Below are 12,989 nucleotides of genomic sequence, written 5' to 3'. Positions count from 1 at the left end.
GCAGGCTTTCATGGCAGCCAGCATAGGCACCGGGCGCAAAGCAACCAATGAACGCCCGATCACAATTTCGTTAACCGTCTGGCAAAGCGTTTATTTCAGCCGGTTTTGGGCCGCCGCTTGCCCAATCGAGCAGCTCGACCACATGAACGAATGGAAGGGCGCTGCCCCCGGCAAGCCAATCGCGGCAGCCGATGTTGCCGGTGGCGACGACGTCCGCCTGCACGCCGGCAATGGCCTGCAGTTTCCGCGCGCGCAGGCCCTCGGCAAAATCCGGCTGCAGCAGGCTATAGGGTCCGGCGCTGCCACAGCAAAGGTCCGGATCGGCCAACGCCACAACCGCAAAGCCCGCCTGTTCAAGAAGCCGGGACGGCAGATCGCCAATCCCCTGGCCGTAATGAAGGCCACAGGCCGATTGATAGGCGACTGTAAAACCAGCCGGCACCGCGTGCAAAGGCGCGACACCAAGGTCCGTCACAATCTCGCTGATGTCTTTGGCAAGGGCCGAAACCCGCGCCGCCTTTTCCAGATAGGCCGGATCGTCGCGGAAAAGATCAGCATAGTCCTTCACCATCGTTCCGCAACCGGCAGCGTTGATGACAATGGCGTCATAAGCATCCCCGGCGTCATCGCCTGCCCCGATTGCCGCCATCCAGCAATCCAGATTCGTTCGGGCCAGCGCCTTTGCGCCCGGCGCGTCGCCGAGATGCAAAAGGGTCGCCCCGCAACACCCCACCCCTTTTACCACCACCACCTCACAGCCAAGGCGGGTGAGAAGCCGCACGCTTGCCCCATGGATGGCCGGCCGCAAACTTTTCTGAACGCAGCCTTCCAAAAGAAGCACCCGGCGACGGCGTTCGCCTTTCGCCTCATGCACGCCCGGCCCGGCAAGATCGGCGCGCAACGGCAAATGCCGGGGCACATGTGCAACGGCGCGGCCAAGACGCCCCGGCAGATGAACCAGCCATGGGCGGCCAAGCCGGCTTAGACGCAGCAACGCGCGAAAACGCCCCGGCCACGGCAACACGTGACCAAGGAACCCACGCCAAAGTCGCTCGGGAAAGGGCCGGGCCGCCGTCGCTGCGATGCGCGCGCGACCCCGCGCAAGCAGGCCTTCATAATCCACCCCGGCAGGACAGGCCGTCACGCACGCCATACAGCCGAGACAGCGATCAAGGTGGCGCACGCAAGAGGCCGAAGGGGGCGCGTCCTTCTCCAGCAATTCCTTGATGAGGTAAATACGCCCGCGCGGGCTGTCGCGCTCGTCGCCGCTTAAAACATAGGTTGGGCATGAGGCAAGGCACATGCCGCAATGAATGCAACTGCGCAAAATGCGGTTTGCCTCGGCCACATCGGGGTCTGCCAATTGCGCAAGGGTGAACGCCGTTTGCATATCAAATTCCTGGATACATACGGCCGGGGTTCAGGATGGCCTTGGGATCGAAGGCGGCTTTCATGCGTTCCGTCAAGCCATGCATGGCTTCGGGCAAGGGCGAAAAAACGGGCATGGCTTGCCGCGTTTCCACCGGCGCGCGCACAAGAAGCGCGTGCCCCCCGGCGTCGATCGCCGCCTTGTGAACGAGAGACGCAAACGCCCCGGCCCCCGATGGCACGCGAAGCCAGACAAGGCCCCCACCCCAATCGCTGAAAACGTCGCCTTCTTCCACCTGGCTGAGAATAGAACGGACCGTTTCCCGGGACGCCGCCGGCGGCAGCGAAAGACGCCACACAATGCGCGATGTCTCGCCTGCAAAATAGTGCACATCGCGCACTTCCTTCCAGAACATGGCCGAAAATGCGCTATGCAATTCTGCCGTCTCGCCAAAACGCGCACCCAGCTTGCGCAAGGCTTCCGCGCGCAATCCCACGGACCGACCCGGCCCTTCAACGCGAAGGGCGACAACCGAAACCCCGGGGGACGCGACAAAATCGACCGCCGATTTCGCAGCCACTGCGGCCGGAAGATGCGCGGCACCGGAAATTTCGTTCGGCGTCGCCTGAGCCTCCCCCATCGCGATGGCCGCCGTCAGGCTGTCGAGGTCATAGATCAGAACGGTGCGCGATTTTTCCGGTGCCGGTTCAACTTTCAGGGTTCCCTCCAGCAACACGGCAAGGGTCCCGAAGGAGCCCGCCATCAGTTTCGAAAGATCATAGCCGGTCACGTTTTTCACGACGCGGCCACCGGCTTTAAAAATCTCGCCCCGGCCACTCACGGCCCGAAAGCCTAAAAAATGATCGCGCGCCGCCCCCGCCTTCACACGGCGCGGACCGGAAAGGTTGCAGGCCAGCACCCCGCCCAGGGTCGCCTTTTGTGGTGGCGTGCCAAGAAGGGGCCCGTAATCGGGCGGCTCAAAGGCAAGCTGCTGGCCATGACCGCGCAGCAGCGTTTCGATCTCAACCATAGGTGTCGCGGCCCGGGCCGTGAAAACAAGCTCCTCCGGCTCATACATCGTCACCCCGGAAAGCCCGGAAACATCAAGAATTTCAGCCGCTTCCACCGGCCGCCCCAGGGCGCGCTTTGAGCCGCCGGCGACGATTTCAAAGGCGCCGTCATTGGCCAGCGCCTCACCCAGGGCCGCTGCCACGTCTTTTTCGTCCCGGGGGAACTGCGCGCCCAAATCAGTAACGCGGCAAGTCTGGGAACGGCATCTTGTCCCCGTGCATGTGCAGCTTTCCCAATTCGGCGCAACGGTGCAAAATCGGAAACATCTTTCCCGGATTCAACAGCGACTTCGGATCGAAGACGCATTTGACGCGCTGTTGCTGATCAAGATCGATTTCGGAAAACATCAGACCCATCAGGTCCCGCTTTTCAATGCCGATGCCGTGCTCACCGGAAAGCGCGCCGCCGACCGCAACCGTCAGCTTCAGAATTTCTGCCCCCAGGGCCTCCGCCTTCTCCAGGTCCCCCGGCACGTTCGCATCGAAAAGAATCAGCGGATGATGATTGCCATCGCCCGCATGAAAGACGTTCACCACGCGCAGGCCATGGGCCTTTGCAAGCTCGCCCGTGCGCAGAAAAACCTCCGCCAGTCTGGCGCGTGGAATGCTCCCGTCGAGCGCATAACAATCCGGTGCCAGCCTGCCGACAGCACCAAAGGTGGATTTACGTCCCGCCCACAGGCGCTTGCGATCCGCTTCGCTTTCGCTGAACCCGGCGACAACAGCGTCGAAACCACGGGCAATGGACGCGACCCGCGCCAACAGATCATCGACCTCGGCCGCCGTCCCGTCCAGTTCGGCAATAAGAACGGCTTCGGCGTCCTTCGGGTAACCAGAGGCGACAAAAGCCTCCGTCGCCGCCACCGCCCCCTTGTCCATCAGTTCCAGCGCTGCGGGCAAAATCCCGGCGGCAATAATGGCACCGACGCAATCGCCGGCAGATTTGTGACTCGGAAAACCAAGCACCATCGCGCGCACGCTCGAAGGCTTTGGAAGCACGCGCAACGTGACTTCCGTAATCACCCCAAGCAGCCCTTCGGAACCGGTAAAAATTCCCAGAAAATCATAGCCGGGCGCGTCCATGTGGCGACCGCCGACACGAACGATCTGGCCGTCCATCAGCACAACCTCAAGGCCAAGCAGATTGTTTGTCGTCATGCCGTATTTCAGGCAGTGAATCCCGCCTGCATTTTCCGCCACATTGCCACCGATGCTGCACGCAAGCTGGCTGGAGGGGTCCGGCGCATAAAAGAAGCCTTCTTTCTCAACAGCCTGCGTGATTGCCAGATTGGTGACCCCCGGCTGCGCAACGACGCAGCGATTGGCAAAATCAATGTCAAGAATCCGGTTTAACTTCCCAAGCCCCAGCAACACGCCATCGGCCAGAGGCAACGCCCCGCCGGAAACCCCGGTGCCCGCACCACGCGGCACGATTTTGACGCCGCTGGCATGGCAATAAGAAAGCACATTGGAAATTTCACCCGTGGTCTTCGGCAGAACGACGGCAAGCGGTCGTTGCCGATGGGCGCTCAAGCCATCCGTCTCATAAACGGAAAGCCCGTCTGGGTCCGTGATGATGCAATCGGCGGCAAGGATCACAGACAGATCCGAAAGGATTTGCGATCGCCGTGAAAGAATCTCTGCGTCCGATTGTGGAAGTTGCATTCCCTTAAGCCTTCTACGAAGCCTTCCCCATCGGTCCGGTCATCGGCCCGCGGCACACGTCGAAGCAGGCACTCTACGCCCCCGCCCAAAGGGCGGCAAATGCACGAGCCCAAAGGGCGGCAAATGCAGGTAGGGGCCGACCGAATGAAGGACGGGCCAGAAAAGAATCAGAAAAGAAGAAAAGGACGCCGGGCTACTAGGTCCAGCCCTGGAACGGGTCTAGCCTTGGCGGGCCTTGAAACGCGGATTGGTGCGGTTAATGACGTAGACGCGACCGCGCCGACGCACAAGTCGGCAATCCTTGTGCCGGTTCTTTACCGTCTTGAGAGAATTCACAACTTTCATCGTTCTGCCGCGCCGCTCTAGATTGGGGAAACTCAAAAATCGCAGCCACCATAGGAAGGGTGGGCCGCCCTGTCAATTGCCGGGTCCGGTTTTTACCCGCGCCCCGCGGCATATCCGCCCCGTCCGCCCCTCAGAAGGCACCCGAAGCCCGCTTGACGACATGAATGCGATGGACGCGAAGCCCGCCACGGTCAAAAGCCAACACCCGGCGGACCCAGATTTCCACCTCCCGGAGCAAGGCTTCCCCCATGGCCGGGGTAAGCTGCGGGTGCCGCTTCAGATGTCCCAGGTAATTTGCCCAGGCGCGCACGATCATCCCCCGATAGCGATCCGTCATGTCCTCAGAGATGTGCACCTCAAACTCAAATCGATCAATGGATTTCAGGGTCTGTTTGACAGTCCAGAGATGCGGCGCTCCCTTTTCCGAAGCCAGCCCGGCCACCGCCTTGGGGCTTGCCTCACCACCCTCCGGCAAAACGTAATCCGTAAAAAGGAACTGGCCGTTCTGCTTCATATGCTTGTAGATGGCCTCAAAAAGCGCGTCCTTGTTCTCGACACGGTAAAACCCCTCTTTTGAAAAGACACAATCGTACTGACGCCGATCCTCGGTCAGCCGCTCGCCAAGGGCTTCACGGTTGCAAAACTCAACCGGCGCGCGCTTCACCATCCCTTCTCTTTCCGACATTTCCATGCCGATCCTGGCAAGGCTTTCGTCCGCTTCAAAGGCGTTCACCCACATTTGGTAAACATTGGCAATCGTGCGCGCACTGCCGCCGAGATGCGCGTCGAGATTAAGCAGGCTCATCGCCGACGTCGGTGCCAGCGGTTTGATAAGTTCGATTGCAAATTCCTCGCCGCCCGGCGACGTAAATCCCGGCCCCCACAATTCGGCAAGAAGCGCCAGACGTTCCTGTGACCACGGATCCGGCGCGCCTTCGGCGCTGCTTGCACACTCAAGGTCCGGGCAATGGGTTTCCTCGGTGCCTTCCGCAAGCTCGGTGCTTTCCACAGAAACACCCGCCGGCGGCAGCGATTGCGATGCCTGGCCCTGCCACCAGGCGCGCAGCCGTGACGGCGCGGGCGCAGCGTGATCTCTTCCCTGGCTAAAAAGCCGAAATGCAGCAGCGAGTGACATGTTTCCTCCCCCTGCTCTGGCCGATGCCAGACACACAATGGGGTGCGATAGTCTGCAACAAAAAGACTTAAATTCACGTTAAATCACCGGAAAATAAGGAACGCGCCCGGTAACCGGGCTTGGCACGCACGGTCACCGGGGGGGGGGCAGAGGCTATCTTTAGCGAAGCTGGGCCTGAAGATGCGTCGTAAGAAAACGGCGGATATGGGAAGCGATCACCGGGCCGTCCTCCTCAAGGGCAAAATGGCCGGTGTCGAGAAGGTGAAACTCGATCGTTTTCAGGTCCCGCTTGTAAGGGTGCGCGCCTTCTGCGGGAAAGATGAAATCATTCTTACCCCAGACCACCAGAGTCGGCGGCTGGTGTTTGCGGAAATAGGCCTGCCATGCCGGATAGAGCGGCGGGTTTGAGCCATAATCGTAGAAAAGCTGCAATTGCACCGCCTGATTGCCTGCCCGATCCAGCAACGCCTGATCGACTGCCCAGTTGTCTGGGCTGATTGTTTCCGGGTGGCGGGTGCCGTGGGTGTATTGCCACTTCGTCACCTCGGTCTTCAAAAAACCTGCCAACGGCTTCGCCGTTTCCGCGTTGCGGTCCTTCCAATAGGCCCGGAACGGGTCCCAAAATTCGCGCAAACCCTCCGCATAGGCATTGCCATTTTGAACAATCAGGGCTTCGACGCGCTCGGGATGGCGGGTGGCCAGGCGATACCCGACCGGCGCGCCGTAATCCATGACGTAGAGGCTATAGCGTTCAAGGCCAAGCTTTTCGGTAAAGGCTTCAACGACGTTGGCCAAATTGTCGAAGCTGTAATCAAACGTCTCGACCGACGGCATGTCGCTGTTACCAAAACCCGGATAGTCCGGGGCAATGACATGATAACGATCCGCAAGGGCCGGAATGAGGTTGCGGAACATATGGGAAGACGTTGGAAACCCGTGCAGCAACAGCACCACCGGCGCTCCCTTTGGACCCGCCTCGCGGTAGAAAATTTTAAGGCCGTCGATCTCGACCGTTTTATGAAGGGTCTGGGTCACCGGCACGTCCGGGCCGGCCGGTCGGGGCGTCTCGGCATCGGCGCGCGCGGCCGGAAGGGTCAGAACAAGGACAAACGCCAGAGCCAAAGCAAGGCGCGTCCAAAAGGGCTGCCGGGCGGCGTGGGGAAAATTGGACATGTGTTTTCTCCTAAACATAGGGCCTCTCCGAAAGGGTGTTTTCCGAAAGTCTCAATGGCTTGCGTCTTTCGCAAACAGGACCAGAGCCAGGGTCCGTAAGGGCAGCAATAGACAGACTTGTCTGTTCTGTCAAGCGCCCTTACCGGAGGAAGGCAAGAAAATTTAAAACGTCGATGCCGCAGAGCCCGGCGCATTTCCTTTCTGACGGCCCGGAAAGACCCTTGAAACTAGACAGAATGGTATATATAGATGTGGAAAAGGAGGCTCCCATGACACCCAGCCGCCGCGACGTCCTGATCGAGACCGCGTTGAAACTTTTTAATCAAGACGGGTACCACGCGACAGGAATCGACCGCATCCTGGCCCAATCCGGCGTCGCCAAGATGACCCTCTACAAGCATTTTAAATCGAAGGACGCGTTGATCCTCGCCGTTCTTCAATATCGCGACCTGGCCTTTCGCAAGCGTCTCGCCAGTCGGGTTGACGCGCGGGCCACGTCACCGAAGGCGCAATTGCTGGCCGTCTTCGACGTGCTGGACGAATGGTTCGGCGAGGAGGCTTTTTCCGGCTGCATGTTTATCAACGCCGCCGCCGAATATGCCGCACCCCAGGACCCAATCTACGTTGCCGCAGGCGAACACAAACACCAGGTCCTGAAATATCTGCGCGAACTTGCCGCTCGCGCCGGCGCGGCCTCCCCCCGGGAACTGGCCGCCGGACTGATGCTGTTGATGGAAGGGGCCATCGTCATGGCCCATGTTGCGGGCGAACGCGGCGCCGCGAAACAGGCAAGGCATACCGCCAGATCGCTAATCGAAAACGCCGGGCTGTAACGCGGGGTCCGTCATCAGGAATGGCGGGGGAAATGGCGGAGGGAATGGTGGGCGGTACTGGGATTGAACCAGTGACCTCTGCGATGTCAACGCAGCGCTCTCCCGCTGAGCTAACCGCCCTTGTGACGCCTTTCTGAAGGCGCGTTTTCACGCCAGGCGCGGGCGATTATGACGGAACGCAACCGCTTTGCAAGCCCTCTCCCAGACATCTCAGGCGGCGAGAACCGTCTCGACCTCCTGGATCAGATCCTTCAGGTGAAAAGGCTTCGAAAGCACCTTCGTCTTGGTGCCTAACGTTTCTTTGGCGCGCACCGAGACGGCGGCGAAACCGGTAATCAACATGATTTTTATTTTCGGGAATTTTCCGGAAACGCGTTGGACAAGTTCGATGCCGTCCACCCCCGGCATCACGATGTCCGCCAGCAGAAGATCAAAATCCGTCTCGTCCTTAATCAGGCGGATAACCGCATCGCCATCGCCGACGTCCTCGACAACATGGCCTGCGCGGCGAAGAGCGCGGGCAAGAAATTCCCGCATCGACTGATCGTCCTCCGCAAGCAGAATGTGAGCCATTGAATGTCGCCTCCCTGAACCTGCCCGGCATTTCCACCGATGCACCCTTATCTAGATAAAGGATCGGGAAGGCTTCGAAAACACTTCAATATGGTAAACGCCCACAAACATCCAAAATGCTGGAAACGGCCCCCGTGGCGATGGCGGCAAGACGGCAAAAGAACAAAAAAAAGCGGGGCCGCATTTGTGCGGCCCCGAAGTCGTTAAGGGAGGATACACTTAAGATGAGGATGCGGCGGCGAAGTTCCAGGGGAGAAAGATGCCGCCGCAAGCCTTAATGCAGCGGACCATACCCTGCTTATTGGTGCGCCGCAACAAAAAAAGGCCGCTGGCGCAAAAGTATGTGCAAAAAAAGCCCTGCAAACCCTTACAAAAACAACGGATATCTCGCCGCCGCCCAAAAATATGGCTGCTGCAAATTCGGGCCAAAATCACCCCTAAAAATTTTGCACTGCAAAATAAGCGGCGTTTTAGTTCTCTGAAAAATTTCCCAGGTCCCGCCGCAAAAGGCCCCCAAAGACGGAAAAAGCTATCACCGGCATCGCGTCACCCGAGACGGTGACCGAAAGGGCAAAATTTCGCTACACTCCCTCCCCAACCCGCCGGAGATGACCCGTGAACGAATTGCAATCCCGAATCAAACCGGCGACGCCGGCAAATCTGAAACGCGCCGCCGACCTTCTACGCGAAGGCGGCCTGGTCGCCTTTCCGACAGAAACCGTCTACGGCCTCGGCGGCGACGCGACAAACGATGCCGCCATCGCACGGATTTTTGCGGTCAAATCCCGCCCTTCCTTCAACCCCCTGATTGTCCACATCGCCGACCTTGCGGCGGCGGAAAAAGTAGCGGTGTTTGATGACCGGGCACGGTGCCTTGCCAAAGCTTTCTGGCCCGGCTCCCTGACCCTCGTTCTAAAGCGGCTAAAAAATTCGCCGGTCTCCAAAGTCACAAGCGCCAATTTGCCAACCGTTGCCCTCCGCGCGCCGGACAGCGACATTGCCCAGGCCTTGCTGCGACAAATCCCGCACCCCATCGCCGCGCCAAGCGCCAATCGCTCTGGCGGCGTCAGTCCGACGACGGCCGGGCATGTCGCCGCTTCCCTCGGCATAGCGCTCGACCTCATTCTCGATGGCGGCCCCTGCAAAATCGGCATCGAGTCGACGGTGCTGGACCTTAGCGGCAACACCCCCTGCCTGCTCCGCCCCGGCGCCATCACCGAAGAAATGCTCACCCAGAAAATTGGCGCTTTGCAAAAGGCAACGCCGGGCGATCTTAAAAAACCGCGTTCCCCCGGCATGGCGGACCGGCATTACGCCCCTTCCATCCCAATGCGTTTGAATGTGAAATCCGTCGCGCCGGGCGAGGCGCTGCTTTCCTTCGGTTCCCATGCCATTTCCGGTTTCGCGGCCGAACGCAATTTGAGCCCAAACGGCGATTTAAGCGAAGCCGCCGCAAATTTATACAATCAGCTGCACGAACTCGACTGGTCCGGCTTTCAGGCAATCGCCGTCATGGCGATCCCCGAAGAAGGCCTGGGCGTTGCCATCAACGACCGCCTGCGCCGCGCCGCCGCCCCAAAAGAAGAAAGAGGCGGCAATGCCGAATGACCGGACCGCAAAAGGCGTCACGGCCCTGGCCACAGCCCTCGGACCCAAAGGCTGGTCCGAGGACATGGCGGCCCTGGCCCCCCACCTTGTCGATGCCCGGGGGCGTTACAAGGGAAAGGCACTCGGCCTCGCGCGTCCAAAATCGACGGAAGAAATTGCCGAAGCGGTCCGCATCTGTGCGCAACACGCGATTGCAATCGTTCCTCAGGGGGGCAACACAAGCCTGGTTGGCGGCGCAACACCGCAAGGGCCGGGCAATGAAATCCTCATGCAATTTGGCCGGATGAACCGCATCCGCGCGATCGACCCCGCCAACAATACGATGACCGTCGAAGCGGGATGCCTCCTGGCCGATGTCCAGGCGGCGGCGGCAAGCGCGGATCGCCTGTTTCCCTTAAGCCTCGCCTCCGAGGGCAGCGCCCAGATCGGCGGCGTGCTTTCCACGAATGCCGGCGGCAACGCGGTGTTGCGCTATGGCAATGCGCGCGAACTTGTCCTTGGGCTGGAAGTCGTGCTCGCCGATGGCCGCATCTGGGACGGCCTTCGAGGCTTGCGCAAAGACAACACCGGCTACGATCTAAAACAGCTTTTTATCGGCGCCGAAGGAACCCTTGGGATTGTCACGGCAGCCGTCCTCAAACTTTTCCCGGCACCCGGAGAAATCGCCACCGCGTTTGTCGCCGTGCCCGACCCAAAGGCGGCCATCGCCTTGCTGAACCTGGCCCAAGCCGTCGCCGGCCCGGCGCTCGCGACCTTCGAACTTCTACCGCGCATCGGACTTGATTTCGTCCTGGCGCATATTCCCGGCACCCGCGACCCCCTTGCCGCCCGGCACGATTGGTACGTGCTGCTTGAATGCACCGCACCGGCTGCCGCCGGCGCACCGGTCAGCGGCAACGGGTTGGCGCCGCTTCTCGTAACTCTTTTGGAAAAAGCGCATGCACAAGGCGTCCTTCAGGACGCCGCGATTGCCGAAACAATCGAACAGAAAAACGCCTTCTGGCGGTTACGCGAGACCCTGCCTGAGGCCCAAAAACATGAAGGCGGCAGCATCAAGCACGACGTGTCGGTGCCCATTTCAAAAATTCCGGAATTCATGGACCGGGCAACGGCCCTGGTTACCGAAAAGCTTCCGGGCGTTCGCATCGTCGCCTTTGGCCATGCTGGTGACGGCAATCTGCATTTCAATCTGAGTCAGCCCCCGAGCATGGACACAACCGCCTTTCTGGCACAATGGGAGACCGTCAACGCATGGGTCCACGATTTGGCGGTTGCGATGGGGGGGTCTTTTGCCGCCGAGCACGGAATCGGACAAATGAAACGCGCCGCGCTGCAACGCTATAAATCCAGGGTCGAGATCGAAATGATGCAGCGGCTGAAAGGCGCCATGGACCCGGATGCCATTCTGAACCCGGGAAAAGTTCTCATCCCATCGGCGGATACGGCTCCGGACATCAAGGGTTAAACGATGCGATTACCTAAACGATGAGATCGCCGGTCGCAAAGAAGACGCCATCCAGTTCAACGCCCGCGAACGCCCCCGAATTGGCGCCATAGCCCTCCACGCGGAAGAGTGGCTGGAAAAGCACGAAGGACGCGGCCGGATCATGGGCGAAAATGGTGAGATCGCCATTGCCGTCAAGGCCACCGACAGCTTCGGTTGTCCCTGAGAAATCCAGCAGGCGTGCGAAATTCACGCCCGATCCATCCGCAATGACATCGAATCCGGTCTCGTCCCCATAGAAATGGTAAGCGTCATCGCCACTGCCGCCGTCAAGGAAATCATCCCCCGACCCGCCCGCCAGAATGTCGTCACCACCCATCCCGAAAAGGAAGTCGTCGCCCGCCTCTCCCCACAGAAAATTCGCGGCGGCATTTCCGGTAAGCGTGTTTGCCTCGCCATTGCCAATCGCGTTCGCCGGCGCGCTATCCAGCAGATGAAGCGCCTCGATGCCGTCATTGATAAAGAAAAGATGCGCGCTGTCGGTCGCAACGCGCCCGTCAAGCGGCCCCCCAGCAAACACAAAGGTCGCCGGCGCCGACCCCGCGCCGATGGCCGCAATCAACGGGTTGCCCACCTCGACGCTGTCGAAACCACCAACGCTGCCACTGACCGCCTCAAAGACAACGTCCTCTGGATCGTCCAGGCGATACAGATCATCCCCCAGGCCGCCTGCCAGATGATCCGCGCCTGCGCCGCCATCAAGAATGTCATCCCCCGAACCGCCATTTAGAAAATCCGCGCCAGCGAACCCTTCAAGAAAATCCGCACCGCCGCCGCCATCCAGAAAATCGTTTTGCGGCGTGCCGGTCAGGTGATCCTCGCCGTTGCCACCAATCCGGGTTACACCGGAAAGCACCGGCGGCGGTGAACTGGGGAGAGGCTCAAAAAGGGGCGCGTCGAAGGACGCAACAAACGGTGCCGGTTCGGCGAAAAAGCCCACGCCACGCAATTCCCCCTCGGCAAAGAATTCAGCCTCGGCAGGATTGGTGAAGGTGAAACGCAACGCCCCGTCAGAATCGGAAACGCCGCTTGCATCCATCGGTGCGGCGTCGGGGTCTTGGAAAAAAGGATCGAAGACGCGCGGCCCGCCGGCAACCAGACCCTCCGCAGACAAATTCTCCGTAGAAAAGATATCTGCCGCCGCCTCGACCGGCGCAAGAAAATCTGCCCCCCCTCCATAAGTGTCGCCGGCGTCCGGATCAAAACCATCCAGGTCAGAGTCGAACGCAGGATCGAACAGGGGGTCGAGAAAATCCGGAGCGGTTTGCGAAATCGCCTCGCCCGAAAGGAGGGTAATTTCCGCCTCGATCGGCACCAGGGGAAGAAGCGCTAAATCCGGCGGGGATGGATCGTCTACCGCCACAATCGACTGCCACTTACAACCAGAAGAAGAGCCATCACAATACGTCCGCCATCAAAGGTAAGGTGCACAGTGTGCAAAGTAACCGGTGATTTAATTGAAAGCCTATGCTTGCAACTTTACTTTTTTTTCTTCTAATTTGCCCGCGAATATTCTTCTTGTTAACCGTCTTTCCGTCAATAGCTTTCTCTATTTCTTGCAAGAGGTGCCGCATTCGGTTCATCCGCGCGGTGCGTTTTCTATCCGGTTTTTATTTGTACCCCCGCGACGAACGCCGCCTCGCTTTCCCTGTCAGACCGCCGCCAAATAAACGGATTTTTGCCTTGCAATCCTTTCGGCAATGCGCGAAACAAC

11 protein-coding genes and 1 tRNA gene are annotated in these 12,989 nt (G+C 59.8%); 3 read left to right on the top strand and 9 right to left on the bottom strand.

Annotation, left to right across the window (positions count from 1 at the left end; genetic code table 11):
- Positions 1-70: 70 nt before the first annotated feature.
- The 6 genes from COA65_00275 to COA65_00250 all read right to left on the bottom strand — a co-directional run bounded on the left by COA65_00275 (position 71) and on the right by COA65_00250 (position 6,757).
- Positions 71-1,390: a glycolate oxidase iron-sulfur subunit gene (locus tag COA65_00275; protein PCJ61441.1), complete on the bottom strand. Its 1,320-nt coding sequence runs from the start codon at positions 1,388-1,390 to the stop codon at positions 71-73.
- A gap of 1 nt (position 1,391) precedes the next feature.
- A complete protein-coding gene (locus COA65_00270) occupies positions 1,392-2,615 on the bottom strand; it encodes a glycolate oxidase subunit GlcE (GenBank protein ID PCJ61440.1) in 1,224 nt (407 codons plus the stop codon).
- A gap of 1 nt (position 2,616) precedes the next feature.
- Entirely contained in the window at positions 2,617-4,104 is a 1,488-nt protein-coding gene (locus COA65_00265; protein PCJ61439.1) for an FAD-binding oxidoreductase, read from the bottom strand.
- A 219-nt stretch (positions 4,105-4,323) separates the two neighbouring features.
- Positions 4,324-4,449 (bottom strand): 50S ribosomal protein L36, encoded by a 126-nt coding sequence (locus COA65_00260; protein PCJ61438.1) that lies wholly within the window; start codon positions 4,447-4,449, stop codon positions 4,324-4,326.
- 130 nt (positions 4,450-4,579) lie between these two features.
- Complete coding sequence (locus COA65_00255; GenBank protein ID PCJ61437.1) at positions 4,580-5,584, bottom strand: hypothetical protein; 1,005 nt, start codon at positions 5,582-5,584, stop codon at positions 4,580-4,582.
- Between the two features lie 159 nt (positions 5,585-5,743).
- Positions 5,744-6,757, bottom strand: coding sequence for a hydrolase (locus COA65_00250; protein PCJ61436.1), 1,014 nt, complete (start codon positions 6,755-6,757; stop codon positions 5,744-5,746).
- A gap of 269 nt (positions 6,758-7,026) precedes the next feature.
- On the opposite strand from COA65_00250, the gene COA65_00245 reads away from it, so the two are divergent.
- Positions 7,027-7,590, top strand: a complete 564-nt coding sequence (locus COA65_00245) for a TetR family transcriptional regulator (protein PCJ61740.1) — start codon at positions 7,027-7,029, stop codon at positions 7,588-7,590.
- Positions 7,591-7,635: 45 nt separating this feature from the next.
- Here COA65_00245 and COA65_00240 read toward each other — a convergent pair.
- Both COA65_00240 and COA65_00235 read right to left on the bottom strand, forming a co-directional pair.
- Positions 7,636-7,710 (bottom strand) — tRNA-Val (locus COA65_00240).
- A gap of 90 nt (positions 7,711-7,800) precedes the next feature.
- Positions 7,801-8,163, bottom strand: a complete 363-nt coding sequence (locus COA65_00235; protein PCJ61435.1) for a response regulator — start codon at positions 8,161-8,163, stop codon at positions 7,801-7,803.
- Positions 8,164-8,787: 624 nt separating this feature from the next.
- Here COA65_00235 and COA65_00230 point away from each other — a divergent pair.
- Both COA65_00230 and COA65_00225 read left to right on the top strand, forming a co-directional pair.
- Positions 8,788-9,771 (top strand): threonylcarbamoyl-AMP synthase, encoded by a 984-nt coding sequence (locus COA65_00230; GenBank protein ID PCJ61739.1) that lies wholly within the window; start codon positions 8,788-8,790, stop codon positions 9,769-9,771.
- A complete protein-coding gene (locus COA65_00225) occupies positions 9,761-11,236 on the top strand; it encodes a hydroxyacid dehydrogenase (GenBank protein ID PCJ61738.1) in 1,476 nt (491 codons plus the stop codon). Before COA65_00230 ends, COA65_00225 begins: the two co-directional genes overlap by 11 nt.
- A gap of 13 nt (positions 11,237-11,249) precedes the next feature.
- On the opposite strand, the gene COA65_00220 is transcribed toward COA65_00225, so the two are convergent.
- Entirely contained in the window at positions 11,250-12,638 is a 1,389-nt protein-coding gene (locus COA65_00220; GenBank protein ID PCJ61434.1) for a hypothetical protein, read from the bottom strand.
- Positions 12,639-12,989: the final 351 nt, after the last annotated feature.

Source organism: Rhodospirillaceae bacterium, from assembly GCA_002746255.1.
GTDB lineage: Bacteria > Pseudomonadota > Alphaproteobacteria.
Note: the sequence above shows the minus strand (reverse complement) of the source record. Positions and strands in the feature narration are given on the sequence as shown.